This window comes from Natronorubrum amylolyticum, assembly GCF_052040145.1.
Classification (GTDB): Archaea; Halobacteriota; Halobacteria; order Halobacteriales; family Natrialbaceae; genus Natronorubrum.
Window position 1 is genome coordinate 664,985 of the sequence record NZ_JBPPFW010000001.1, and the last position, 22,765, is coordinate 687,749.

Below are 22,765 nucleotides of genomic sequence, written 5' to 3' on the forward strand. Positions count from 1 at the left end.
GAGCTACTCGGTTCCGCCGTCGGTGTCGCCAGCCGGAACGACGACGACCGGAACCGATGTCTCTCGAACCAACCGATCGGTCGTGCTCCCGAGGAGCATATCGGCGACTCGGCTCCGTCCCGTCCGGCCGACGACGAGCATGTCGACCGCATGTTCGTCCGCGTACGCGAGGATCGCTTTGGCGGGGCGGCCGCGACGGATCGCGCCCTGAATCTCGACGTCGCGCTCCCCGACGGTCGCGACGAGATCGTCGACGAGTCGTTGCTTCGTCCGCTGAAGTTCGTCCACGTCGTCGACACCGAAGTGCATCGGATTCGTCGTCGTATCGACGACAGCAAGCACGTGAACCGATGCACCGGTTTGCTCGGCGAGTTGTACTGCGCGGCCGAGCGCCTGCCCAGCTGTGGCGCTGCCGTCGGTCGCGACGAGAATCGATCGGATCGGCGCAACGTGGTCGTCTACGGACATCAGTAGTCGTAGCTCAAACGTGTGGTCGATAGTAAATAACGGTTCGCGTCCGATCGGTCGGTGCAACGGTCGCTCGAGACGGCGGTCGCCACTCGCCGTCGACCCGTGGTTACTCGCGGCCGGCTGATGCCTCTTCGCCGGCATCGATGTCCGCCCGCCGTCGACGACGCCGATTACCGAACGACGACGACGGGAACCGTCGCCCGACGGACGACGTTTTCCGCGACGCTCCCAAGGAGGAGTCGTGAGACGCCCGCCCGACCGTGACTGCCGATGACGATGGTATCGTACTCCTCGTTCTCCGCGCGTTCGACGATCACGTGATTCGGTTCGCCGGTGTCGAGTTCGGTCGTCAGTTCGCGGCCCCTCTCCGTGGCGATGTCCGCGGCTTCCTCCAGAATCGTTCGCCCGCCCTCTTCGTCTGCAATGGGGACCCTGTCATCGGTCTCCACGAACGCCTCCCGATAGCCGTCCGGAACCGGGACGACGTAGAGGGCGGTGACGTCGGGATCGGTGAATTTCTCGAACGCGTACTCGAGTGCCTTCTTGGCCGGTGGTGAGCCGTCGTACGGCACCAGGATTCGATCGCTCATGGCCGTTTCTACGGCCGCATCGGGTATAATACTCTCATCTCGACGAATCCCATACCGTCACCGGAACCGACGGAAACTCGAACTGTCGGGCTGGACAACGGTGCCCGCAGAGACACGGATGGACGCCGGCGTCAAACGAAGCAACGAAACCCGTACGCGCCGCGGACTCGCTTCTCGTCTTCGAACCACGACCGTTCGACGAATCGGTTCGACGGTGGTTTGCGATCTCCATTAGGGCGCGAAGGTCCGACCGACTTCCCTGGACTGAACTCGAGTGTCTCGACCCGACTGACGGCAGCGATCCCGCGAACCGACCCGTTTCACGCCGAGTCCCCCCTCGAAGTTATTTGGCAGGGAGTGGAGCGACACGTATGACGTTCGTCGTTCCGTTCGATGGGTCGGCACTCGCGGAAGCCGCCCTCGTCAGAGCATCGGAGTACGGAACCGCGCTGGACGAAGGCGTCACGGCCGTCACCGTCGTCCCCGAGCGAAAACGATACGCGCGGGAGAAGGGGTGGATCGACGCCGACGAATCGTTCGACGTCGATGCGACCGTCGAGCGACTTCGGAAGCGAGTCGAGGAACTCGTACCGGACGCGTCGTTCGAGTACGACCGAATTCGCGAGTTTCCGCCCGAACGACGGATCGCAGACTACATCGAACGACTGGCGCTGGCACAGGATCCGAGCGTCGTCTTCCTCGGGAGCGATAACGTCGGCCGCGTCGTCACCCCGCTGACGAGCGTCGGCGTTCACATCGCCGCGGAGGAATCCTACGACGTGTTCGTCGTTCGCCACCGGACACCCCCGAAACTCGAGACCGTTGAGCCGCACGACGAGTTCTATCGGGAGACCGGATCGGACGAGTAAACGACGCCGTTCCGCCCCACCGAAACCCGGCACTCGATCGCCTTCGTCGATGCGTCCGGGTCCGACGCCCCCGTGATTTAACACGACATTCCGAAAAGTGACACCCGATGTACGACCGAATTCTCCTTCCAACCGACATGAGCCCCGGCGTCGATCGGGCCATCGACCACGCCATCGACGCGGCGACTCGATACGATGCCGAACTGCACGTGCTGTACGTCGTCGACGCCGACGCGTACAGCTCCTATCCCGGTGACGAGTACGTCCACGAGTTCGAAGGACTCGAACGGGCACTCGAACAGGCCGGTCGCGACGCGGTCGATGAAATCGCCGATCGGACCGGCGAAGCAGCCGTTCCGACCGAAACCGAGATCCGCCACGGCGTCCCCCACGAAGAGATTCTCGCGTACGCCGACGAGGCGGACGTCGGACTCACGGTTCTGGGATCGAAACACCGATCCGGCGAGTACCGTCGATTGCTCGGAAGCGTGGCCGAGCGGGTCGCACACATGACCGAGCGTCCGGTGACGATCGTCAAAACGCCAGTCTCCGAGGAGTGATCCCCGGGGAGGAGGCGAACGGATCTATGGATCGCGGAGTCGACGATCACACCAGCCGCGTTCGACAGTCTCAGTTGGACTCGCCTCCGGCTTCGAACGCGGGCGGCAGCCCCTGGTGTTTGACGCCCGTTTGCTCGCGGATCCGAAACTCGTAGAGTGCGACGTCCCCTGACAGCGACGCCGTTTCGAAGAGATTCGGCCGCCACACGTCGCGCATCGTCTCCTCGAGGTCGTCCCACTCCGTCTCGGGAACGTCGGTGAGCGACCCCGTCAGGAGGACGCTCTGCCAGTTGTACATCGTATCGACCGTATAGACGAGGAAACTCGCGGTGTCCGTCTTCTCGCTCATCGTCGCTTTTCGGCTACTGGACCCGACCAGATACGTGAAATAGAGTCGCTCCTCACCATCGTACCCGAACGAGAGCGGGAGCAAGTACGGCTCGCTCGCGTTCGGAAGGCCGAGAACGCCGACCTTCTGACTCGAGAGAAACTGCCGGATCTCCCGATCGTCCATCTCGCTCAGCCCGTACTCTTGTAGTTCGTCGATCGACATCTTCGGATACCGTCTTCGAGTACACAGAAAAAACCCCACCCCACTCAGCCGACGAGCGTGGCGCGACCGCGTACGTTCGTCGACCGGGTCTCCATCCTACCGGACGACGACGACGGGCATCGGTGCTCGGCGAACGACCGACTCGGCGACCGTGCCGAGTAGCAGTCGCGAGACACCGTCCCGACCGTGGCTTCCGACGACGATCGAGTCATAGCCCTCGTCGACCGCGTGCTCGACGAGTCGGTGGTCGGGTTTCCCGGTCGCGATCTCCGTCTCGAGATCCCGGCCTTGTTCGGTCGCACGCTCTACTGCGCCCTCGAGGACGCCCGCAGCGTGTTCGCGTCCTCGCTCGCTCAGCGGGAGCTGCAGCTCCGGTCCCTCGAGCGCCGCAACCCTTCCCGCCGGAATCTGTACGACGTATAGCGCCGTTATCGTCGCCTCGGGAAAGGTTTCGAGGGCGTACTCGAGCGCCGCCGCCGACGGGTCGGAGCCGTCGTACCCGACGAGGATTCGGTCGGCCATAGTCGTCCTACTCGGTCTCGAGGTATAGTTCTCCCTCCGAGAGTGGACTTCGTCCGTGGCCGTGACAAACCGTGCGGCGAGCCACCCGTTACGGGAGTAGCCGCCGCAGGCGAGAGGGAACGGGATCGTACCGCTTTGCCAGGATCACCGTGCCGGCGGCGTGTCTGCCGACCGCTTCGGAGACGGTTCCCAGGAGCGCACGCTGGATGAGACCGCCTCTCGAGACGCCGAGAACGGTCACGTCGTGTCGGGTCGTCCAATCGGTGATCGTCCCCGCGACGGTTTCGCTCTCGACGAGTGCGCGCTCGACCGACTGGTCGTCGTCGAATTCGGCCGCCGTTTCGGCGAGCAGCGCTTGTGCGTCCTCGCGCGACCGGTCGGGGTCGTCCGACTCGCGAAGGTGTAACAGGGTGATCGACGCGTCGTGTCGCCGAGCGATCGAGGCGGCGGTCTCCGCGGCGAAGCCGCTGTGCGGACCGCCGGCGATCGGAACGAGAATCGAATCGATGTCGTCCGGCCTCGGCGTCTTGATCCGCTGGACGAGGACGTCACAGTCGGCGTCGCGCAGCACTCTGTCGACGTGAGATCCCAAGATGACGTCCTGTCGGGGCGGGCGGCCGCGCCAGCCCATCAGAATCGCCTCGATGTCGTACTTCTCGACGGCGCCGACGATCCCCGCCGAGACGCCGCGAGCCAGACGAATCCGTTTGTCGACCGGGATTCCACGGGACTCGACGCGCGCCGCCGCCTCGGCGAGCATGTCCTCGACGTCGTCCTCGAGCAGGTATCGTCGGCCGTCATGCAGCGATAGTTGTGACGGAACGTCGAGAACGTACACGAGTAGGATGCGGTACGACCGATCCGCCGCGATATCGATCGCCGTCTCCAGCTGGCGGTCGGCGGTTTCCGCGTTCGCGATCGGAACCAGCAACGTGCCGTCGGTATCCACTGTCTCGTCTGGCATAGTCTTCAGCGTGTCATTCGTATCCCATCATTATAGTATTCAGTCGCGTACGGAGTGGGAGACTGCGGCGGTGGGCGCTCGGTCGCGATCGAATTTCGAGGGTCTCGAACCGCCGACTTCAGGTGTCAGGTATCCGAATCTGTCGCCGGTTCCTGGTGGCCCTCGATCACTCGCTCAGCCACCAGCCGTACACGTTCGCCGCCTCCTCGGGATCGGCCGGCTTCTTGCTTCGGCCGTGGGTCTTCCCTTCCAGTATCTGGCGTTCGATCGCGTTCAGCGCGAGCGAGAACGCGTGTTTGTCGCCGTAGCCTTCGTCCGAGGCGATGAACAGTCCCTTGTCCGTGTAGAGTCGGACTCGGGCCGACACGAGCGGAATGCCCCGAAGTCGCTCCTTGTGCGCTTTGAAGTGCACTTTCGCCTCGAGCACGCGCAGCTGTCGGTACTTGCGGGTCACTGATTCGATCCGCTCGGCGAGTCCCTCCCGAGTCGTATCCGTCATCAGCTCGCTGCCGAACACCTGGACCGAGAGCCGTCGGTCCTCGGACCAGGTCAACGACTCGAGCAGATCCGTCTTCGTGACGATGCCCACCAGCGAGCCGTTGTCGTCAGTGACGATCGACGAGGAGGCGCCGAACTCGAGCATCGTCTCGAGTACGTCGTCGAGCGTTTCGTCGAGCCTCGACGTCCCGAGCGTGTCGACCATCACGTTCCGCACCGGTAACTCGAGGAGGTCGGCGCTCTCGCCCTCGCGAGCGCCGAAGCCGCCGTGGTGGCCGCCCGCGCTCGCGTCCATGTGTCCGTCGGGGTCGCCACCCTGCGAGCGTTGCAGTTCCCTCGTGACGAACTCGAGGACGTCGTAGAGGCTCACAATTCCGACGACCTCGTCGGTGGTCCCTTCGGCGACGACGGGCAGGTGCTCGATGCGTTCGGTTCTGAACGTCGCGAGCGCCTTTCCCAGCGAGGTCGTCGCTTCGATCGTCACGATCTCCGTCGTCGCGACGTCTACCGTCTCGAGTACGGAGAGAAACGGCTGGACCGTCCGAAGGAGGTCGTCGGTCCGAACGACGCCGACGAGCGCTTCATCCTCGAAAACCGGCAACAGTCTGGTGTCGCCCGCGATCATGAGCCGTGCGGCCTCGCGAACGTCGTCGGCGGCGGTAACCGAGGGGACGGCTCGGACGAGCGAACGAGCCTTCCGCGATGTCTTCTCGTGTGAGGAGAGCACGTCTCGGCGCGTGACGACGCCCTCCAACTCGCCGTCGCGGGTGACGAGCAGCGCCTTTCGGTCCGCATCTTCGAACGAGCCGCGAAGCTTCGAGACCGGCGTCGTTTCGTCGTACGTGTCGAACTCCCGGTCGACGATATCCGCTAAGTCCATGCTCGAGAGACGGGGCGAAGGGAGATATCTGTTGTCGACAGTTCCCGCGCCCGTGTTGTATACGCAACACTCAACAGTCGACGATCACCGGCGCACGCTCTACGACCGCTGACCGATACGCTCAAATGGCCGCTCTCGCAACGAACCGCTCATGGGAACCCCGCTCGAGAGCCGCACGGAGCAGGCCGAGGAAGTCGTCGACCGCCTCGAGGAGGCGTATCCGGATTCGACCATCTCGCTTCGGTACTCGAACCGACTGGAGCTGTTGATCGCCGTGATCCTCTCCGCGCAGTGTACCGACGAGCGCGTGAACAAGGAGACGAAGAAACTCTTCGAGAAGTACGACGGGGCCGAAGACTACGCCAACGCGCCCCAGGAGGAACTCGCCGAGGACCTGAACTCGATCACCTACTACAACAGCAAGGCCGAGTACATTCGAACCTCCTGTGAGATCATCCTCGAGGAGCACGACGGAGAAGTGCCGGATACGATGGACGAACTGACGGAGCTGTCGGGCGTCGGCCGAAAGACGGCCAACGTCGTCCTCCAGCACGGCCACGACGTCGTCGAGGGGATCGTCGTCGACACGCATGTCCAGCGGCTCTCGCGTCGACTCGGGCTGACCGAGGCAAAGCGCCCGGAGGCGATCGAACAAGAGCTGATGGAGATCGTCCCCGAGGGCTACTGGCAGCAGTTCACCCATCTCTGTATCGACCACGGGCGCGCGATCTGTGACGCGCGAAACCCCGACTGTGCCGACTGCGTGCTGGCCGATATCTGTCCCTCGGAGAAGGGGGACAGCGAGATCGATCTCGCCTCGGGCGAGCCCTGGTAGTCGGTCGAACGGGGTGCCGTCCGACGCACATCCCCCCATATCACGCCGCCGACCTGTGCAAGCCCAACGCCTTTTCAGGGACCGACGGTACTCCCATCCGGGATCAGCATGTCCGATAGCACTGACGAGACCGGCAAAGACGAGCACGGGCGGGACGTCGAACTGGCACACGAAGACACCGAGGACGACGAGGAGGGACTCACCGAAGAAGAGATGGAGGCCCGCAAGCGCCAGGACGAAGAGGAGATACGCCAGGACATCGAGCATCGGTCCGACGACCGGGTCGGCGACGCTCGCGAACAGGAGAACCCGGACAATCACCGCGACGAGGAGCCGCACAACAGCTAATCGCGGCTCGAGTCGCGCTCGTCGTTGCGACGCTCGCAAGCCGACGACCCGCCGATGCCGGCGCTCGCGTTTTTTCTCGCTACCGATGCCTCGAGGGAGTCAGCCGTCGCTGTCGAACCCGGATAGCCGTGGCTAGATCTTAAACCGCGAGATCTCGAGAAGGCGAACGGTATATCCCGAATCGCCCCCTACCCCGACGCGTGCAACTGGTCGGCTACGAACCGAGTGGCCGCGGCGCCGCGCTCTTGTGCAGCGACGGCGACTCCCTCGAGCGACGCCGCCTCGAGCCCGGCGACACCCTCTCCTATTCGCTCGAGGGGCGCCACTGCGCCGGAACCATCGACTGGAGCGCGGACGAGGCCGAACACGTCGCCTGCGACCGGCCGTCGACGCCCTACTGCGAGTACCACACCAGCACCTGGATCTGCGCGCGCTGTACGGGCACCTGCCTGAAAGACGAGATGGACTGTTACGAGGAACACGCCGTCTACATCGCCGCTTTCGCCCCCGACACGTTCAAAGTCGGCGTCACCAAATCTCGGCGGCTCGAGACCCGCCTCCGGGAGCAGGGGGCCGACCGCGGGGCCCATATTCACACCGTCTCGAACGGCCGAATCGCCCGCGAGATCGAGGCCGAGATCGCCGAGCGGCTGGTCGATCGCGTCCGGACGCCGACGAAAGTCGGCTCGCTCGCCTCGAGCGTCGACCGCGAGGCCTGGGAGGCGGCCCTCGCCGAGTTCGACGTCTGCGAGCGATTCGTGTTCGACTACGATCTCGGCCTCGAGAGCCAGCCGGTTCCCGAAACGATCGCGTCGGGAACCGTCGTCGGCGTGAAGGGACGACTGCTCGTCCTCGAGAACGGCGGGACGACCTACGCCGTCGATATGCGCGACCTCGTCGGCTACGACGTCACCGAGGGGACGACGAGCCGCGATCTCCAGTCGTCGCTCGGCTCGTTCGGCTGAGCGACGGCACCGATAGACCGCTGTCGAAATCACAGCAGGGAGGAGATACCGCGACGGTACGGCTTTCTGTCAGGTCACCGTAACACCGAGAACAGCTATACCGCTGGTATGCATACGACTAGCATGGCTCTGAGTGACAAGAAAACCGGCACGATGGGGTCGCCGATCGACGACATCGCGTACCTCGCGCGGTCCGAACACCGCGTTCGGACGCTTGTCGCTCTGCGCGACCGCCCGCGAACTCGATCCGACCTCTGGGAGCTGACCGGCGTTTCGTCGTCGACGATGCGACGGACGGTCAGGGCGTTCGAAGAGCGCAACTGGATTCGACGCGAGGGCCACCGCTACGAGACGACGCAACTGGGCGCGTTCATCGCGTCCGCGATGGAGGAGCTGATCGGCCGGATCGAAACCGAGCGATCCCTCCGCGACGTCTGGCACTGGCTGCCGGGCGACGAAAGCGGGTTCACGCTCGAGGTCTGTGCCGACGCCGTCGTGACGGTCGCCGAACCCGACGCGCCCTACGGACCCGTCAATCGGTTCGCAGCGCTGCTCGACGAGACGGAGACCTTTCGGTTCGTCGGCTCAGATATCGCCGTGCTCGAGCCGTCCAAGGACGTGCTCCGACGCCGGATCGTCGACGGCATGCAGACGGAGATCATCGACCCGCCGGCGGTCGCGCGCCGGATCCTCTCGACGTACCCGGACCACTGTTCGGAACCCCTCGAGAGCGGCAATTTCGCGGTTCTGTTGCACGACGAGCTACCGCCGTACGGCGTGGGGCTGTTCGACGATCGAATCGCCGTCAGCTGTTACGATCAGGCCACCGGATCGGTCCGGGTGCTGATCGACACCGACGTCCCGGCGGCCTGGGAGTGGGCTGAGTCGGTGTACTCGGCTTACCGACGCGACGCGAGCCCGCTCGCGGAGGAGTCACTTCTCGAGTAAGCGCCTGCCGTCTCGGGCGAGGAACTGAGTACGACGATCGGAGCGGCAGGTAGCGAACGCCGCCACGCCGTTGGTCGATACCGTCGATAGGAACACCGTTACGGCACTGGTCGATTCCGGGTCAACCGAAGCAAGAGACGGTACACCGGATCCCGATCTGCGACGGTCACCGACTGCACGCCGGGCAGTGACTGCCCAGTGGGCAACAGATGCCTATCTCCTCTCGGTCGTCGTAGCCCGTTCCGGCGGAGAGACATCATGGTATCAACGCAAACCCAACAGGAGATCGAACAGACGCTCGGACAGGTACCGAGCTGGATGAATCAGCTCGCGGAGCCGGCGAGCGACCACAGCTGGGGGATCTTTCGGGACCTCACGCTTGGGGAGACCGAACTGACCCCGCGGGAGAAGGCCCTCGTCGGCGTCGGCGTCGCGGCGGCGGTCGGCTGTCCCTACTGCTCTCACTTCCACCGGGAGGAGGCGCGTCTCGCGGAGGTCTCGGACGACGAACTCGAGGAGACGGTCACTATTGCGGGAACGACCCGGTACTTCTCGACGGTGCTTCACGGCAGCGAAATCGAGCTCGACGACTTCGTCGACGAGACGGACGAAATCGTCGACTACCTCAAAGAACAGGAGGCCGCAGCTGCCGGTGCCGACGACTGAACCGGCCACCCTCGGCCGGTCTCGAATCCGCGTTCCCGACTATTTGGCGAGGAGCGTCTGCCCCGTTCAGTACTCGAGTTTTACATCGCCCGTCTCGCCCCACGCCTCGCGTCGCCCGTCGCTAACTCCGTAGTCGATGCTGTAGGGTGTCCGTCGGTCCCAGCCGTCCCCACCCAGGTGGTCCACGACCTCCTCTGCCGCGTCGTCGTAGTGATCGCCCCGGTGGAGGTGTGTGGAGGTGAGATCGACCACATCCAGGTGGGCGTGGATCGCGGCCCGATCCTCGTCGACCGCCCAGACGTGGACGTGGTTCCACCCGTCGCCCAGCCGAGGCCGCCGAAAGGAGTGATCCGGCGGGACGAGTGTCCCTTCCTCGCCGTTCCACGCTTTGGCCGTCGCGTCCGGAAAGACGCGGGTCCACTCGAGGTACGAGAGTCCGGAAAAACCGTCTTCGACGGCGTCGACCGCCGATACGTCGCCCGTCGCCCGCGCGTTGACGTTAATCGGCATCACGGGGTTCCACTCGCCGTCGGCGTCAGGCTTGTAGAGACAACGTGGGTAGTCGGCATCGCCGCTTCGGTCGATATCGACAACCGCGTCTTCGGGCTGCTCGCTCGCACCGGCGACGCCCGCGCTCCCGGCGACCGCCAGCGTACTCCCGACTCCCGCGATCGCCTGCCGTCTAGTGAGTGTCCGAGCCACGCGGGATCACTCGCGGCTCGAGTCGACAGTATCGACGCCGTCCATCACGCTGCTTGCCGTCGGTTTTGGTGTCATGATCTCGGCTTAGTCGACGCTCGGTACAAGGGTTCGGCCTGAGTGCTCGTGGTCGCCTCGCGGCCGACGCGGACCCGGTGACCGCACGACCGCCGTCAGGGACCGATCCCCGCTACGGGGACTTCGGTCTCGCAGTTCGGACAAGCCGCGTGCTCCTCGGACCCCGTGTAGGTCCACGTCTTCCCGCACTCGTGGCAGTCCAGTTCGACCGAATCCGACGTCTCCGTTTCGGTGCTTCCGGAATCGTGATGTGCATTTCGAAAGCGCGAGACGACGGTCTCGAGGTCGTCTAGCTCCCCCTCGGGGAGCGGGAGACCGCCCTCGTGGCCCTCGACGACGAGTCGGTACTCGGCGTCCGCGTCGTCGGCGACGACCGCGTACCGTCCCTCGCTCACGATCGGTTCTCGATCAGCGTGTTCGTCTGCCATGCGAAGGAGTATCGCGCCGAGTCGGTTCGTTCTTGTGCCGGCAACAGCCTCGTGCCGACGACGGCCCCCCCGGCAACTGGACGGCCCGCAGGACTGTCGCGCCGTCCGAGACATGGCAATCCTTTTCCGCGGCGGTACAGAATCCGAGGGTATGTCCGACGAAAACGAAGCCAATAACGGTAGCGACGACGGCGAGGAGAAGTCCTTCCGCGAGCGAGTCGAGGAGATTCGCGAAAAGCGCGCCGAAGAGGGTGAAGGCGAGGGTGAACCGCCGGAGAGCCCGTTCGGCGGCGGTGGCGGCGGCCCCGGCGGCATGGGCGGTGGCGGCAACCCGTTCGCACAGATGATGGGCGGCATGATGGGTGGCGGACCAGGCGGCCCCGGCGGGATGGGCGGCGGCCCGGGCGGTCCCGGCGGCCGCGGCGAAGAGGTCGGCAACGAGGAACTCGTCCAGGAGGTCCGACAACTGCGCGACGAGATGCGCGACCAGACGCGCGCGCTCAAGCGGATCGCCGACGCGCTCGAGGACAACTAACGCCGCTACTCCTGCGACTTTCGTTTCGATGGGCCGACAGCCGCTGCGCTCGCGTTATCCTCCACTCACAGCACTCGCCTCGTCGCACAGCCACAGCAACGGCTCACCGACCGCTCACCGACGCGTAGGCGTCCCGAAGCCGGTCGACCGATCGCTCGAGACCGACCGACTCCCGACGCTCGAGACACTGGGACGCGAGTTTGGAGCGCTCGTCTAGCGCTCGCTCGAGCGCGCGTCGAAACGCTGCCAAATCGCCGACCGGGTAGTGGTAACCGGTTTCGCCGGCCGAAACCGTCTCGGCGAGCGCGCCCGCGTCGACGCCGACGACCGGCGTCCCGCAGGCGATCGCTTCGAGCGCGACCAGCCCCTGGGTCTCGACGGGGCTGGGGAAGGCGAAGACGTCGAGCGCCGAGTAGAGCGCCGGCAGTTCGTCCCGATCGAGGAAGCCGAGGAATCGGACGTCGAAATCGAGCGCAGCGGCCCGCCGCTCGAGCGACGGGCGGGCGGGACCGTCGCCGGCCAGTACGAAGGTAGCGGACTCGAGGGGAGTGTCAGTGCGATCGGCTGCTCCGGCGACGGCGTCGAGCAGATCCTCGAGCCGTTTCTCGTGACCGTGACGGCCCGTGTAGCCGATGAGCGGTGCGTCTCGCTCGAGTCCGTGACGCTCCCGAAACGCGGCGGTGTCGACCGGTTCGAATCGCTCGAGGTCGACGCCCATCGGGACGACGCGAACCGGCGTCGAGATGCCGACCGACTCGCGGACGTAGCGACGGGTCGTCTCCGACGGCGCGAGAACCACATCCGCGCGGTCGTAGAACCGACGTTCGTATGCGAGCGCACCGCGTCGCGCAAGCCCTTCGACGCTCCGGAGACGATCCGACGGCAGGAGATACCGCGCGTACTCGGCCGTCGGCGTGTGATAGGAGGCGACGAGCGGCACGTCGGCGCGGCGCGCGAGTCGCTGGGCTGCGAGCCCGAGACCGAATGGGGTGTGAGTGTGAACGACGTCCGCCCGCGAGAGGTCGTGGCTGGCGGGAACTCGCGGCCAGCCGAGCCGATAGCCGTCGTACCACGGAAACGGCAAGCTCCGGACGGCGTGTTCTCCCACCCGGGGATCGTAGCCGGGCGCGTTCGGGAAGACGACGGCCATCCGGCCGCCGCGCTCGAGCCACCGGTCGCGCCAGTTGCGGACGGTGTACGTCACCCCGTTGATCGTCGGCAGATAGCTATCCGTGAAGACGGCGATCTGTGGGTACGTCACGAGTCGCGGTTGCGGAGGCCGCCGATCGAGGGAACGCGGCCGTCGACCCAGTCAGAAAGCGACCAGCGCCCGACGAGAAGGTGTGCGAGCTCGACGCTGACGTACGCGAGCACGATCCCGGCGACGACGTCGATCGCCCAGTGGATGCCGAGGTACATCGTCGAAATCGCGACCGAGACCCCGAGGAGGATCGCGACGACGTTCCACTTCGGATAGACGTCCCGCGTGCGGTAGGCCAGGAAGGTGACGGTCGCCGCGAGCGAGGTGTGCAGCGACGGGAAGACGTTGGTGTTCCGGTTGACCTGACGCGTGAGGTGTTGATACTGCGGGTACGTGTCGTACAGCAGCGCCTCGACGAGTTCGGGCATCATGTTCCGCGGCCCGTAGGCGATGACGAAGATGTAAAGCACCAGCCCGAGCGTGTAGTTCAGCGTGTACGCGGCCAACAGCTCCCGCAGCGGCCGCGTGTTCGACAGCGCGAAGTAGGCGACGACGGGAAACACCAGCAAGAAGACGTAGCCGTAGATGTAGATAAACGAGAAGTACGCCGTCAGCCACGGCGTCGCCTGATCCTGCAGCCAGAGGATGAACTGGCCCTCGATGTCGTAGATCGCCCACGTCAGGTTCCAGCCAATCATCCAGGAGAGGTCGGGAACGATCTGTCTGGCGACGCTGTTGAACAGTAACACGACGGCGAGCACGACCGTGATCGGTGCGGCAGCCCGAATCCGCCCTCGCCACTCAGTTCGCGTTTCGCGGAGCCGGTAGCGGCCGACGAAGAGCCCGATCGAGACGATCACCAGCAGCGTCACGACCACGGCCAACTGTATCAGCACCTGTACCAACATCAGTGTCTCACCCGGAGGTTGCCGTCTGAATCGTACCGAAATCCGGCGTCTTCGAACGCCGCCCGCGCGGCCTCGACGTCGAGGTCGCCGTCCGAGCCGAGAAACGGCAGCTCGGGGTCATCGCCGTCCCACTCGAGTCCGTCGGGAACCCACTCCTCGGTGACGGGCGTCGCGATCGGGCTCGCGTGGCCGTCGAACACCTCCTCGACCAGCCACGCCTTGTCGAGCAGCCGGGCGACGACCTGGCGGAATCGCGGGTTGCTAAAGGGTGCCTTGCGCGCGTTGAACCCGAGGTGGTAGAACGTCCACGACGGCGACTCGACGAGTTCGACGTCCTCGCTCACCTCGATGTCGTCGACGACGTAGGTCTCGAGGGCCGAACTCGTAACGTCGGCGGCGTCGTCCTCGAGCAGCTGGATCGCCGACGTGCTCCGCGGATCGATCTGGACGCGGAGTTCGTCCACGGTCGGCTCGGGGCGGTCGACGTCCTCGCGCAGCGTGAAGTGGTCGTCGAACCGTTCGAACGTGACGTGCTCCCGTTCGGAACGATCGGCGTACTGAAACGGTCCGCTGCCGATCGGCGGGAAGTTGTTCGTCACCACCGCCTCGGTCGTCCCCTGTGCGACGCGAACGCCGCGAACGGATGCCTCGCCCGTGCGGTCGCGCCAGATGTGCTCGGGAAGGATCGGTACCGTCAACGCCCGTTCGCCGACCGCCTGGCCCGCGTTAACTGCGAACTCGAGGGTGGACTCGCCCGTCGCCTCGACGTCGTCGATCGCCGCGACCCGGCCCCGAAACCGCGGTGACGGCGCGGGCGAGCCGTCGCCCCCGAGCGCGGTGTCCGCGAGAAGGCGATAGCTGAACGCGACGTCGCTCGCGGTGAGCGACTCGCCGTCGTGGAACGTACAGTCGGGCTGGAGTTCGACGACGAGCGTCGACTCGTCGACCCACTCCACGTCCTCGGCGAGCCACGGTTCGAGCGAACTGTCGCCGTCAGCGGTGACGGTCTCGGTCGCAAGCGAGTCGTACAGCAGATCGGTGATCGTTCCCCGGTCGCGATACTCGGCGGTCAGCGGGTTGAGGTTCTGTGACGGTCGAGCGTCCATGTGGACGGTCCGAAGCTGCTCGCCGCTTTCCTCCGTCAGCGGCTCGAGGCCGAGATAGCCTCCTCGCGTCGCAAGGTGGCCGTCCGCCCAGCCCTCGAACCGGTCGGCTCGCACGAGTCGGTGTTCGGTCGGCGTACAGACGGGGATGAACGGCTGTTCGACGGCGAGCGCCTCGAGCATCGTCTCGACGGCGTCGCGGCGTTCCTCGCCGTCGGCCGCTCGCTGTTCCTCGAGCAGGTCGTCGACCAGCAGGTTCGTAAAGCCGAAGGGGTTCTGCCAGCCGGATTCGTCGGCGTACAGCGAGTGCAGCGACTCGTAGAGAAAGTCCGGATCGATGCCGCCCGGATGCTGGCCGACGTAGACGTCGAAGTCGTGGTTGATCAGGATCGCCCGCAGGAACTCCTCGTTCGAGCGCATCTCGATGGCCGTATCGACGCCGGCGGTCTCGAGCACGGTGGCGATCTCTCGAGCCAGCCGGATGCTCTCCCGGTCGCCGTCGGCGGGAAGCGTCGTGATAGTCAGCGAGAGCTGGTCGATATCGTCACGGTTGACGATGCTTCGGAACCGGCTGAGACAGCCGCTCGTCGCCATCGTGAGACCGGCGGCGCCAGCCAGTGCGGCCCGACGGCTGATGGCGGGCGACCGACCGCCACGCCGTCTCTCGCCTTCGGTGTCGACCGACGCAGCTCCACGCTCACTCATTCGAATCGTTTGTCACAGTTCGCCGGTGGTGGTATAACAGTATTGCGTTGGCGGGCGGCGAGACGCGCCGCGAACGAGTTAGTCCGAGTCGACCCCATCGGACCCGTCGGCCTCGTCGGAGCCGGTCAGCCGACCGAACGCCGACGACAACGACCACCGACCCACGATGACGTCCGAGAGCCAGACGCAGAGCGCCGCGAGCGCGAGTCCGGCGACGACGTCGATCGCCCAGTGGATGCCAAGGTACATCGTCGAGATGATAACGCTGACCGCGAGCACGACGGCGACGGGGAACCACTTCAGGTATTCGTCGCGGGAGAGGTACGCGAAGATGCCGACCGTGGCCGCGAGCGACGTGTGCAGCGACGGGAAGACGTTGGTGTTCCGATTGACTTCCCGCGTGAGGTGCTGGTACTCGGGGTTGTGGTCGTAGAGGACCGTCTCGAGTTCGCCCGCCAAGATGTTTCGCGGCCCGTAGGCGATGACCAGGAGATACAGGACGAGCCCGAGCCCGTAGTTGAGCGTGTAGGCCGTCAACAGCCGACGGAACATGCGGGTGTCCGAGAGCACGAAGTACGCCACGGCCGGGAAGATCAGCAGGTAGGTGTAGCCGTAGACGTAGATCCACGCGAAGTACTCCGTCAGATAGGAGTTGGCGACCCGCTGAAAGATCAGGATGAACTCGCCCTCGATGTCCCGGATCGCCGAGGTCATGTGGAAGCCAATATCCGGGTCGCTCCGTCGCATCATCCGGTTGAGAACCAACGCGATTCCCAACACGACGAGCACCGGGCCGGAGATCCGTAGGCGGTCGCGCCACTCGGTGAACGTGGTCTCGAGCCGTTCGCGACCGATAAACAGCGCGATCGAGATCGGGAGCATGATCCCGACGACGACCGCGACTCGCGTCAATACCTCAGTGAGCATCAGTTGTGCCTCAGTCGCCCGGCGTCCTCGTCGTATCGGTAGCCGATCTCCTCGAACATGTCGTGTGCGAGCGTGACGTTCGGCTCGCCGTCGCTGCCGAGGAATCGGGTGACGAGGTCGTCGTCGCTATCCCACTCGAGGTTGTCCGGAGTCCAGTCGTCGGTGACCGGCGTCGCCAGCGGCTCCGCGTGGGCCTCGTCGAAGAACACTTCGTCGATGACCCACTCCTTGTCGATCAGCTGTGCGACCGCCTGTCGGAAGCGGAAGTCACCACACGGCATCCGCCGCGTGTTGAAGCCGAGGTGGTAGAACGTCCACGAGTCGTCGTCGTAGCGTTCGATCCCGTCGTCTTCGGGGATGTCGGCCAGCGAGAACGCCTCGAGCATCGACTCCGTTAGATCGGCGCCGCCGCTCGCGACGCGCTCGATGGAGGAGACGCTCCCGGGGTCGACGGTGAACCGAATCTCGTCGACGGTCGGCTCGAGGTGGACGTCCGCGTCGAGCGTGTCGTCGTCCTCGTCGAGCGTGAAGTGGTCGTCGAAGCGCTCGAGGGTCAGGTGGTCGCGCTCGGACTGACTCTCGAACTGGTAGGGACCGCTGCCGATCGGATCGATCGCGTCGCTGGTGACGATTCCCCAGCGCCCCTGCGGGGCGGAGAAGTCGTCGATGTCGCCGATGCGGTCGTTGAGCTCCGCTAACCAGACGTGCTCCGGTAGGATCGGAACCGTCAGCGCTCGCTCGGCGACCTCTCGACCGGCGTCGAACGAGATCCGGAGCGTGTACTCGTCTTCGTCGTCGGTCTCGATCTCGTCGATCGCGCTCACGTGACCCCGGTAGCGCGGCGCCGGCGAGGGATGCGTGGCGCTCGTGTACGACGTGTCCTCGAGGAACGCGTAGGTGAACGCGACGTCCGCGGCGGTGACCGGCTCACCGTCGTGGAACGTACAGTCTTCCCGGAGCGTGACGGTTGCGGCCGTCCCGTCGTCCTCGGTCTCGTCGTCCCACTCCCAGCCCTCGGCGAGCCACGGTCGGATCTCGTCACCGACGAGGGTTCCGAGCGAGTCGTAGAGGAGGTCGACGACGGTTCCTCGCTCGCGAACCGTCGCCGAGAGCGGGTTGACGTTACGGGAGGGTCGCGCGTCGGTCACGAGGGCGTTCAGTCGTTCGACGTCGTCGTCCGGCTCGAGCCCGAGGTAGCCGCGTCGGGTCGCGAGGTGGCTGTCGTCCCAGCCCTCGAACCGATCGCTGGCCACCCGGTACTCGGTGGGCCGACAGATCGGCTCGAACGGTTTTTCGACGGCGATCTCTTCTAAGAGCGGTTCGATCGTCGCTTTCCGGTCGTCGGGGTCCGCCAGCCGCTGCTCTTCGAGGAGGCGGTCGATCTCCCTGACGGTTAACCCGAAGGGGTTCTGCCAGCCGGATTCGTCGGCGTACGTGGAGTGGAGGGCCTCGTACAGAAAGTCCGGGTCGAAATCCGCGGGGTGGCGACCGACGTAGAGATCGAAGTCGTGATCGATCAGGGTCATCTCGAGAAACTCGGAGCGAGAGCGCACCGTGAGATCCGCGTCGATGCCGACTGCCTGGAGGTTCGACTCGAGATGGCGGGCGATCTGGACGGTTTCTCGGTTGTCGTCGCGGGGGACCGTGACGATGGAGAGCGAGAGTTGGTCGTCTTCCTCACCGGTGACGACGCTGCGAACGCTGTCGATACAGCCGCTCAGGGAGAGCGAGAGCCCCGCTGCACCTGCAGCGAGGACGGAGCGTCGATCGACGCCGTCGACCGGATCAGTTGTAGTACGGTTCATTCAGTCTATTACACCCATTTGCTGTTGATATATAACAATATTGCGCACTACGATCGACTATGGTGAGTCGTCAAAAACTTTTTCAATCGTCGTTCTTTTCGCAGAGATTCGCGCCACCTATGTTGTTTGGTGCCGCATAACTCGACAATAGATCGGAAGCAAACGCTCACCAACGCGCTCGAGTGCGTGCCTGTGAGCCGTCTGGCGGGCGTTCGCTCCGAGACGAGCCCGGAGGTCGGGATCGGCGACGAGTCGCTCGATCGCCTCCCGAAATTCCCGCTCGGTCTGACACTTGAGACAGTCGACGCCGTGAGTGTAGAACTCCTCGAAGACCGGTAGATCCCGGAGGACGACGGGTTTGCCACAGGCCATCGCCTCGAGGACGGCGATCCCTTGATTTTCGGCGTGGGTCGGAAAACAGAACACGTCCCCGGCGCCGAACGCGCGTCGTTTGTCCTCGATCCAGCCGGTGAACGTGACGTTTTCCGGCGGGTTGGCCGTCCAATACTCGACCGTCCGACTCGCACGGATGCCGTCGTCGTAAGGACCGAACCAGACGAACTCGTAGGGGGTTTGCCGTGCCAGTCGACAGAACGTCGACAGCCCCTTGCGCTCGAAGACGTTGCCGAGCGCGAAGACGACCGGTCCCTCGAGATCGTAGCGCTTGCGGGCGGGATCGCGAAACCGCTCGTGGCCCGCCAGCGAGTCGCGGTCGACGCCGTTCGTGAGCGACTCGATCGGCGCGTCGACGGGATAGGCCTCGAGATGACGTTTCGTCTGCTCGCTCGGACACAGCACGAGGTCGGCCTGCGAGTAGAATCGTCGCAGATAGCGACCGAGCGGTCTCGAAAGCGCGTTCGAGAGGCGAAAGCTCTCCCGGAAGTCCTCGCGGGTGACGTGGGCGTGGAGAATCAGCGGCCGGCCGGTTCGCGTTGCGTGTCTGGCGACCGCGACCGATCCCGGACCGATCGCGTGGCAGTGAGCGACGTCGTAGTCGATGACCGGAGACTCCCCGCGACGGAGCCGCGACAGCAGCGACCGCGGCGATCCGTCCCACGGATCGGTTACCAGTTCGATCGTCGGTCTCGAGTCGGATTCGGGACCCGGATCGGCCCCATCGCGCCCGCCGTCGGACTCGGATTCGGACCCGCCAGCGACTCGTTCGACGGCCGTTCGCTGCTGTTCGGCGGCCGTGCTGATTCCGCTGCGCTCGAGTAGCGAGGCACACTCGAGGTAGTGCAACACGCGCAGGCTCACGGATCGGTACATTCGAGGTGCCGACGAAAACCCTCCCGGTCTCTGCCGTGACGGTCGCCCGACGCTCGTCGCCGACACCGACGCGAGGTGAGCGCTCGGAGCGGAGAGCACAACACCGATATGTGAACCGCCGAAAGACGGGGTATGGACATCGCCGCCGAACGGATCGAGCGCCTCCACGAGTTGGCTCGAGCGGCGGCGGCGAATCGAAACGACGACCGAGCGCGCTACTACGTCCGACTCGCCCGGCGCGTCGCGGAACGGAACCGGCTGACGCTCCCCCGAGAGTTTCGGCGGTTCACCTGTGATCGCTGCGACGCGTACCTGCGTCCGGGGGTGAACGCCCGCGTTCGACTCCAAGACGGCCACGTCGTAATCACCTGCGACTGCGGGGCTCACGCTCGGTATCCGTACGAGGATTGAGTGCGGACGAGCGGTGGGAACGCCCGGAGCGAACCCCGCTTGAACGGCCAGTGTGCGGTCTGATCAACCGGGGAACCGGGTCGATCTACCGACGGAGACGGACCAACCGATCGACGCGATCGGATTGTTACGCCTCTTGGCGACGGTTGTTCTATGACCGTGTGTACACGGAACGTCGACATTCCGATTCGAGAAGATTCAAACGGCTCGGTTCGTTAGGCTATTCCATGGATAAACAGACGCTCAAGCAGGAAGCGCACGACCTCGACGTCACCGTCTGGGTCGGCAAGAGCGGCCTCGAGTCGGTCGTCGACGAACTCGACGATCAGCTCTCGAACGAGAACCTGGTCAAAGTCAAATTCCTCCGTGCGGCCCGTGCGGGCAGTTCGACCGAGGAGAAAGCAGCTGACCTCGCCGACCGCGTCAACGCCGAACTGATCGACACGCGCGGGCACACGGCGGTGGTCCATCGATGAGTATCGGTGCTGGATCTCTCCTCCAAGCTGACGGACTCGGACCGATCGGTCGCGGACTCGAGCAGCTGGGGCTCCCGTACGTCGACTCGGCCGTCGCCGCGAGCGCGGCGAGTATCATTCGGTTCATCCTCGCCCTCACCGTAATCTGGTTCGTCGGCCGCCTCCTCGTCATCCCCCTCATCCGCCGAGCCCTCGACAGGCGAGAGCTGGACGAACACGCCCAGAATCCCCTGCTGATGCTTACTCGCTTCGGCATCCTCTTTTTCGGGATTGCCGTCGCGTTCGGCTTCGCCGGCTTCGGGAACTTCCTCGTCTCCATGGCCGGGATCGCCGCGGCCGGCGCGCTCGCGATTGGGCTGGCGATGCAGAACGTCATCGCGAACTTCGTCGCCGGCGTGTTCATCTACACCGACAAACCGTTCCGCATCGGCGACTGGATCGAGTGGGACGACGGCACCTACTCGGGCACCGTCGAGGACATCAGCCTGCGCGTGACGCGAGTTCGAACGTTCGATAACGAACTGCTGACGGTTCCGAACTCCAACCTCACCGACAGCGTGCTCAAAAACCCCGTCGACGGCGGGAAGCTCCGCCTGAAGTTCGTCTTCGGCATCGGCTACGGCGACGACATCGAGGAGGCGACCGAGATCATCGTCGACGAAGCCGAGCGCCACCCCGACATCATGGACGATCCCGCCCCCTCCGTCCGGCTAACCGAACTCGGCGACTCCGACGTCGGCCTCCAGTCGCGGTTCTGGATCGAAAACCCCTCGCGAGCCGACTTCGTCCGCACCCGCGGCGAGTACGTCACGGCCGTCAAGGAACGCTTCGACGAGGAAGGGATCGACATCCCCTACCCCGTCCGCACGCTCGAGGGCGGACTGCAACTCGAGAACAGACAACGGATCGGCCAGACGGCCGAGTGAGCCACCGGCCGTAGCGATACGTTTTCTTGTCGTCTTCGGCTACCGCGATTCGATCGTGGCGTTTTCCGGCGGCTCGAACTCGAACGTCTCGTCGGCGAGCCCCTCGTTGAACGAGACCGTGTCGAACTCCTCGGTCATCTCGTACCGTTCACCGCCGATCTCGAAGACCATCCGTTCTTTTACCGGGTAGTCGTACTCGTCGTCGACCCAGACCGTCTGCTCGACGACGTTGAGTTCGTCGGGCGCCTCGACCGTCTCGAGTGCGTAGACGTACTCGGTGCTCCCGATGAGGACCGAAATGCCGTCCGCGACCGCCTCCTCGTTCAGATCGACGTCGAGCACGTGCGTCTCTCGATCGGCGATCGTCTCGACGCCCAGATACTCGAGGTCGTACCACTCGAGGTGCATCTGGGCCATCTCGGCGCGATCCGACCGCACGGCGTCGCTCTCGAACGGTTCGTCGGCCTCGTGGTGCTGGGCGAGCGACGACTCGGGATAGTACCACCACGCTCCCGACGCGTTCGAGGCGAAGATGGCGCCGTCCTGATCGGCTTCCGTCGTTTCGAGCACCTCCTCGTAGTAATCGACGTACGGTCGCTCGTGGACGCGAACGGTTTCGGAAACCGTCTCGTTACCGCCGGTGATCTCGATCGTCATCTCGCCGGAAACATCCTCGAGAGTATCGCCGTAAACGTACGTGCTCTCGAATAGCGCCTCCGGGTCGGGATCGTCCGGTTCGGGGTCGTCGTTTGCGGACGGAGAGAACGCGATGCAGCCCCCGATGAGAACGAGAATCACGAGCGCTCCGAGAACAGCGTTGAATCGACGAGACGCCATAGAACGGGTAATACGAGAGAGTAGTCCTAAGCTTTGTTATTTCGTGGACGAACGAAAATCGGCTACCCTGCGAATCAGGTCGAACGGGCACCGGGTACGAACCGGAGACGAACGCCCGGGTGCGTCGGGTACCGACGGTCTGTGACTGCCGTTCTCTGGTCGAGAGTGCACGCCGAACGCTGTGAGTGGTATGCGATCCTTCGGAAGAGTCTGTCTCCGAGCAGTACCGTCTCCGCGTTCTCGATCGACGCGGTCGCTCACGGAGATCAACTGTATGAAGTATGAGTGTGGAAGCCGCGGTTGCCCGGCGTTCCGGCCGGGGGAATCCCGGTTGCCTTCTCCACCCCGCGACCCGTCGAGCGACAGGTGTCCGGCGGTCCACTGCTCGCTTCCGCGCCTGATGGGCTGTCGCCGGCTAACCACGATGGGACGTCCCTGCGGACGGCCACCGTAGACCGCTGTCCCCGACGGACGAGGCTTCTCTGTTGGCTCCCGGGGCCCCGGCCGGTCTGACCGGACGCCCGCGGTGTTTGGTCCCCGCTAATGACCATAGCGCGGGTAACGAGCAGGGCCAAACTGCCCGACCTATCCATCCCTACGTAGGGGGGTGGAACTTAAGGACCTTTCGCCTCCCGAATCGCCGGCGGGCGCGGTGGTGTGTCCGATACGGAGACCGAACGCAACGCTCGTCCGCTCGAATCGCGGTGTCGGAACACCCAACGTGCTTTGGCAACGGTTGAAAGACGATAGCGAACGAACACCTCTCGTGATCCGTCCCGACGTTCCGA

The 22,765-nt window shown here is 64.9% G+C and carries 26 protein-coding genes and 1 other RNA gene; 11 read left to right on the forward strand and 16 right to left on the reverse strand.

Going from position 1 to position 22,765, the window contains the following annotated elements; translation table 11 throughout:
• Positions 1-3: 3 nt before the first annotated feature.
• Both ACSFDB_RS03335 and ACSFDB_RS03340 read right to left on the reverse strand, forming a co-directional pair.
• Positions 4-468, reverse strand: coding sequence for a universal stress protein (locus ACSFDB_RS03335; protein ID WP_440769617.1), 465 nt, complete (start codon positions 466-468; stop codon positions 4-6).
• Between the two features lie 173 nt (positions 469-641).
• Entirely contained in the window at positions 642-1,061 is a 420-nt protein-coding gene (locus tag ACSFDB_RS03340; protein WP_440769618.1) for a universal stress protein, read from the reverse strand.
• A 371-nt stretch (positions 1,062-1,432) separates the two neighbouring features.
• Here ACSFDB_RS03340 and ACSFDB_RS03345 point away from each other — a divergent pair, with 371 nt between their 5' ends.
• Both ACSFDB_RS03345 and ACSFDB_RS03350 read left to right on the forward strand, forming a co-directional pair.
• Positions 1,433-1,930, forward strand: a complete 498-nt coding sequence (locus ACSFDB_RS03345; protein ID WP_440769619.1) for a universal stress protein — start codon at positions 1,433-1,435, stop codon at positions 1,928-1,930.
• Positions 1,931-2,037: 107 nt separating this feature from the next.
• Complete coding sequence (locus tag ACSFDB_RS03350; RefSeq protein WP_440769620.1) at positions 2,038-2,490, forward strand: universal stress protein; 453 nt, start codon at positions 2,038-2,040, stop codon at positions 2,488-2,490.
• 70 nt (positions 2,491-2,560) lie between these two features.
• On the opposite strand, the gene ACSFDB_RS03355 is transcribed toward ACSFDB_RS03350, so the two are convergent.
• From ACSFDB_RS03355 to ACSFDB_RS03370, 4 genes are all read right to left on the reverse strand, one after another.
• Positions 2,561-3,043, reverse strand: a complete 483-nt coding sequence (locus ACSFDB_RS03355; protein ID WP_440769621.1) for a pyridoxamine 5'-phosphate oxidase family protein — start codon at positions 3,041-3,043, stop codon at positions 2,561-2,563.
• 96 nt (positions 3,044-3,139) lie between these two features.
• On the reverse strand, positions 3,140-3,565 hold the full coding sequence (locus ACSFDB_RS03360; protein ID WP_440769622.1) for a universal stress protein: 426 nt from the start codon (positions 3,563-3,565) through the stop codon (positions 3,140-3,142).
• Positions 3,566-3,653: 88 nt separating this feature from the next.
• Positions 3,654-4,529 (reverse strand): universal stress protein, encoded by an 876-nt coding sequence (locus ACSFDB_RS03365; RefSeq protein WP_440769623.1) that lies wholly within the window; start codon positions 4,527-4,529, stop codon positions 3,654-3,656.
• Between the two features lie 166 nt (positions 4,530-4,695).
• Complete coding sequence (locus ACSFDB_RS03370) at positions 4,696-5,907, reverse strand: CBS domain-containing protein (RefSeq protein WP_440769624.1); 1,212 nt, start codon at positions 5,905-5,907, stop codon at positions 4,696-4,698.
• A gap of 151 nt (positions 5,908-6,058) precedes the next feature.
• Between ACSFDB_RS03370 and nth the strand changes: the two genes are divergently transcribed.
• The 5 genes from nth to ACSFDB_RS03395 all read left to right on the forward strand — a co-directional run bounded on the left by nth (position 6,059) and on the right by ACSFDB_RS03395 (position 9,669).
• Positions 6,059-6,742 carry an endonuclease III gene (nth, locus tag ACSFDB_RS03375; RefSeq protein ID WP_440769625.1) on the forward strand — a complete coding sequence of 228 codons (684 nt, stop codon included), beginning with the start codon at positions 6,059-6,061 and terminating at the stop codon, positions 6,740-6,742.
• Positions 6,743-6,850: 108 nt separating this feature from the next.
• The gene (locus tag ACSFDB_RS03380; RefSeq protein ID WP_440769626.1) at positions 6,851-7,090 is read left to right on the forward strand and encodes a hypothetical protein; all 240 of its coding nucleotides are present in this window, start codon (positions 6,851-6,853) and stop codon (positions 7,088-7,090) included.
• A gap of 200 nt (positions 7,091-7,290) precedes the next feature.
• Positions 7,291-8,055 carry a DUF2797 domain-containing protein gene (locus ACSFDB_RS03385; protein WP_440769627.1) on the forward strand — a complete coding sequence of 255 codons (765 nt, stop codon included), beginning with the start codon at positions 7,291-7,293 and terminating at the stop codon, positions 8,053-8,055.
• 123 nt (positions 8,056-8,178) lie between these two features.
• Complete coding sequence (locus ACSFDB_RS03390) at positions 8,179-9,003, forward strand: helix-turn-helix transcriptional regulator (RefSeq protein ID WP_440769628.1); 825 nt, start codon at positions 8,179-8,181, stop codon at positions 9,001-9,003.
• A gap of 258 nt (positions 9,004-9,261) precedes the next feature.
• Positions 9,262-9,669 carry a carboxymuconolactone decarboxylase family protein gene (locus tag ACSFDB_RS03395; RefSeq protein WP_440769629.1) on the forward strand — a complete coding sequence of 136 codons (408 nt, stop codon included), beginning with the start codon at positions 9,262-9,264 and terminating at the stop codon, positions 9,667-9,669.
• A gap of 66 nt (positions 9,670-9,735) precedes the next feature.
• Here ACSFDB_RS03395 and ACSFDB_RS03400 read toward each other — a convergent pair whose 3' ends face one another.
• Positions 9,736-10,371, reverse strand: coding sequence for a hypothetical protein (locus tag ACSFDB_RS03400; protein WP_440769630.1), 636 nt, complete (start codon positions 10,369-10,371; stop codon positions 9,736-9,738).
• A 170-nt stretch (positions 10,372-10,541) separates the two neighbouring features.
• Complete coding sequence (locus tag ACSFDB_RS03405) at positions 10,542-10,874, reverse strand: hypothetical protein (RefSeq protein ID WP_440769631.1); 333 nt, start codon at positions 10,872-10,874, stop codon at positions 10,542-10,544.
• Between the two features lie 112 nt (positions 10,875-10,986).
• Between ACSFDB_RS03405 and ACSFDB_RS03410 the strand changes: the two genes are divergently transcribed.
• On the forward strand, positions 10,987-11,409 hold the full coding sequence (locus ACSFDB_RS03410) for a hypothetical protein (protein WP_440769632.1): 423 nt from the start codon (positions 10,987-10,989) through the stop codon (positions 11,407-11,409).
• 103 nt (positions 11,410-11,512) lie between these two features.
• Here ACSFDB_RS03410 and ACSFDB_RS03415 read toward each other — a convergent pair whose 3' ends face one another.
• The 6 genes from ACSFDB_RS03415 to ACSFDB_RS03440 form a co-directional block, all read right to left on the reverse strand.
• The gene (locus tag ACSFDB_RS03415; RefSeq protein WP_440769633.1) at positions 11,513-12,670 is read right to left on the reverse strand and encodes a glycosyltransferase family 4 protein; all 1,158 of its coding nucleotides are present in this window, start codon (positions 12,668-12,670) and stop codon (positions 11,513-11,515) included.
• Positions 12,667-13,518, reverse strand: coding sequence for a phosphatase PAP2 family protein (locus ACSFDB_RS03420; protein WP_440769634.1), 852 nt, complete (start codon positions 13,516-13,518; stop codon positions 12,667-12,669). Before ACSFDB_RS03420 ends, ACSFDB_RS03415 begins: the two co-directional genes overlap by 4 nt.
• The gene (locus tag ACSFDB_RS03425) at positions 13,518-15,326 is read right to left on the reverse strand and encodes an ABC transporter substrate-binding protein (RefSeq protein WP_440769635.1); all 1,809 of its coding nucleotides are present in this window, start codon (positions 15,324-15,326) and stop codon (positions 13,518-13,520) included. Before ACSFDB_RS03425 ends, ACSFDB_RS03420 begins: the two co-directional genes overlap by 1 nt.
• Positions 15,327-15,404: 78 nt before the next feature.
• On the reverse strand, positions 15,405-16,253 hold the full coding sequence (locus tag ACSFDB_RS03430) for a phosphatase PAP2 family protein (RefSeq protein ID WP_440769636.1): 849 nt from the start codon (positions 16,251-16,253) through the stop codon (positions 15,405-15,407).
• Positions 16,253-18,058, reverse strand: a complete 1,806-nt coding sequence (locus ACSFDB_RS03435; protein ID WP_440769637.1) for an ABC transporter substrate-binding protein — start codon at positions 18,056-18,058, stop codon at positions 16,253-16,255. The genes ACSFDB_RS03430 and ACSFDB_RS03435 overlap by 1 nt, the downstream gene beginning before the upstream one ends.
• Positions 18,059-18,175: 117 nt before the next feature.
• On the reverse strand, positions 18,176-19,309 hold the full coding sequence (locus ACSFDB_RS03440) for a glycosyltransferase family 4 protein (protein WP_440770172.1): 1,134 nt from the start codon (positions 19,307-19,309) through the stop codon (positions 18,176-18,178).
• A 150-nt stretch (positions 19,310-19,459) separates the two neighbouring features.
• Here ACSFDB_RS03440 and ACSFDB_RS03445 point away from each other — a divergent pair, with 150 nt between their 5' ends.
• The 3 genes from ACSFDB_RS03445 (at position 19,460) to ACSFDB_RS03455 (ending at position 21,140) form a co-directional block, all read left to right on the forward strand.
• A complete protein-coding gene (locus tag ACSFDB_RS03445; protein WP_440769638.1) occupies positions 19,460-19,738 on the forward strand; it encodes a ribonuclease P protein component 4 in 279 nt (92 codons plus the stop codon).
• A 227-nt stretch (positions 19,739-19,965) separates the two neighbouring features.
• Positions 19,966-20,214: a YhbY family RNA-binding protein gene (locus ACSFDB_RS03450; protein ID WP_440769639.1), complete on the forward strand. Its 249-nt coding sequence runs from the start codon at positions 19,966-19,968 to the stop codon at positions 20,212-20,214.
• Positions 20,211-21,140 (forward strand): mechanosensitive ion channel family protein, encoded by a 930-nt coding sequence (locus tag ACSFDB_RS03455; RefSeq protein WP_440769640.1) that lies wholly within the window; start codon positions 20,211-20,213, stop codon positions 21,138-21,140. Before ACSFDB_RS03450 ends, ACSFDB_RS03455 begins: the two co-directional genes overlap by 4 nt.
• A gap of 39 nt (positions 21,141-21,179) precedes the next feature.
• Here ACSFDB_RS03455 and ACSFDB_RS03460 read toward each other — a convergent pair whose 3' ends face one another.
• Both ACSFDB_RS03460 and ffs read right to left on the reverse strand, forming a co-directional pair.
• Positions 21,180-21,977 carry a LolA family protein gene (locus ACSFDB_RS03460; RefSeq protein WP_440769641.1) on the reverse strand — a complete coding sequence of 266 codons (798 nt, stop codon included), beginning with the start codon at positions 21,975-21,977 and terminating at the stop codon, positions 21,180-21,182.
• 284 nt (positions 21,978-22,261) lie between these two features.
• Positions 22,262-22,573: signal recognition particle sRNA (gene ffs, locus ACSFDB_RS03465), an RNA gene on the reverse strand.
• Positions 22,574-22,765: the final 192 nt, after the last annotated feature.

What these genes read in the sequence shown, in the direction of transcription:
- ACSFDB_RS03335 (WP_440769617.1), bottom strand. Translation starts at nt 468, where the DNA reads ATGTCCGTAGACGACCACGTTGCGCCGATCCGATCGATTCTCGTCGCG.
- ACSFDB_RS03340 (WP_440769618.1), bottom strand. Translation starts at nt 1,061, where the DNA reads ATGAGCGATCGAATCCTGGTGCCGTACGACGGCTCACCACCGGCCAAG.
- ACSFDB_RS03345 (WP_440769619.1), top strand. Translation starts at nt 1,433, where the DNA reads ATGACGTTCGTCGTTCCGTTCGATGGGTCGGCACTCGCGGAAGCCGCC.
- ACSFDB_RS03350 (WP_440769620.1), top strand. Translation starts at nt 2,038, where the DNA reads ATGTACGACCGAATTCTCCTTCCAACCGACATGAGCCCCGGCGTCGAT.
- ACSFDB_RS03355 (WP_440769621.1), bottom strand. Translation starts at nt 3,043, where the DNA reads ATGTCGATCGACGAACTACAAGAGTACGGGCTGAGCGAGATGGACGAT.
- ACSFDB_RS03360 (WP_440769622.1), bottom strand. Translation starts at nt 3,565, where the DNA reads ATGGCCGACCGAATCCTCGTCGGGTACGACGGCTCCGACCCGTCGGCG.
- ACSFDB_RS03365 (WP_440769623.1), bottom strand. Translation starts at nt 4,529, where the DNA reads ATGCCAGACGAGACAGTGGATACCGACGGCACGTTGCTGGTTCCGATC.
- ACSFDB_RS03370 (WP_440769624.1), bottom strand. Translation starts at nt 5,907, where the DNA reads ATGGACTTAGCGGATATCGTCGACCGGGAGTTCGACACGTACGACGAA.
- nth (WP_440769625.1), top strand. Translation starts at nt 6,059, where the DNA reads ATGGGAACCCCGCTCGAGAGCCGCACGGAGCAGGCCGAGGAAGTCGTC.
- ACSFDB_RS03380 (WP_440769626.1), top strand. Translation starts at nt 6,851, where the DNA reads ATGTCCGATAGCACTGACGAGACCGGCAAAGACGAGCACGGGCGGGAC.
- ACSFDB_RS03390 (WP_440769628.1), top strand. Translation starts at nt 8,179, where the DNA reads ATGGCTCTGAGTGACAAGAAAACCGGCACGATGGGGTCGCCGATCGAC.
- ACSFDB_RS03395 (WP_440769629.1), top strand. Translation starts at nt 9,262, where the DNA reads ATGGTATCAACGCAAACCCAACAGGAGATCGAACAGACGCTCGGACAG.
- ACSFDB_RS03405 (WP_440769631.1), bottom strand. Translation starts at nt 10,874, where the DNA reads ATGGCAGACGAACACGCTGATCGAGAACCGATCGTGAGCGAGGGACGG.
- ACSFDB_RS03410 (WP_440769632.1), top strand. Translation starts at nt 10,987, where the DNA reads ATGGCAATCCTTTTCCGCGGCGGTACAGAATCCGAGGGTATGTCCGAC.
- ACSFDB_RS03420 (WP_440769634.1), bottom strand. Translation starts at nt 13,518, where the DNA reads ATGTTGGTACAGGTGCTGATACAGTTGGCCGTGGTCGTGACGCTGCTG.
- ACSFDB_RS03425 (WP_440769635.1), bottom strand. Translation starts at nt 15,326, where the DNA reads ATGAGTGAGCGTGGAGCTGCGTCGGTCGACACCGAAGGCGAGAGACGG.
- ACSFDB_RS03430 (WP_440769636.1), bottom strand. Translation starts at nt 16,253, where the DNA reads ATGCTCACTGAGGTATTGACGCGAGTCGCGGTCGTCGTCGGGATCATG.
- ACSFDB_RS03435 (WP_440769637.1), bottom strand. Translation starts at nt 18,058, where the DNA reads ATGAACCGTACTACAACTGATCCGGTCGACGGCGTCGATCGACGCTCC.
- ACSFDB_RS03445 (WP_440769638.1), top strand. Translation starts at nt 19,460, where the DNA reads ATGGACATCGCCGCCGAACGGATCGAGCGCCTCCACGAGTTGGCTCGA.
- ACSFDB_RS03450 (WP_440769639.1), top strand. Translation starts at nt 19,966, where the DNA reads ATGGATAAACAGACGCTCAAGCAGGAAGCGCACGACCTCGACGTCACC.
- ACSFDB_RS03455 (WP_440769640.1), top strand. Translation starts at nt 20,211, where the DNA reads ATGAGTATCGGTGCTGGATCTCTCCTCCAAGCTGACGGACTCGGACCG.
- ACSFDB_RS03460 (WP_440769641.1), bottom strand. Translation starts at nt 21,977, where the DNA reads ATGGCGTCTCGTCGATTCAACGCTGTTCTCGGAGCGCTCGTGATTCTC.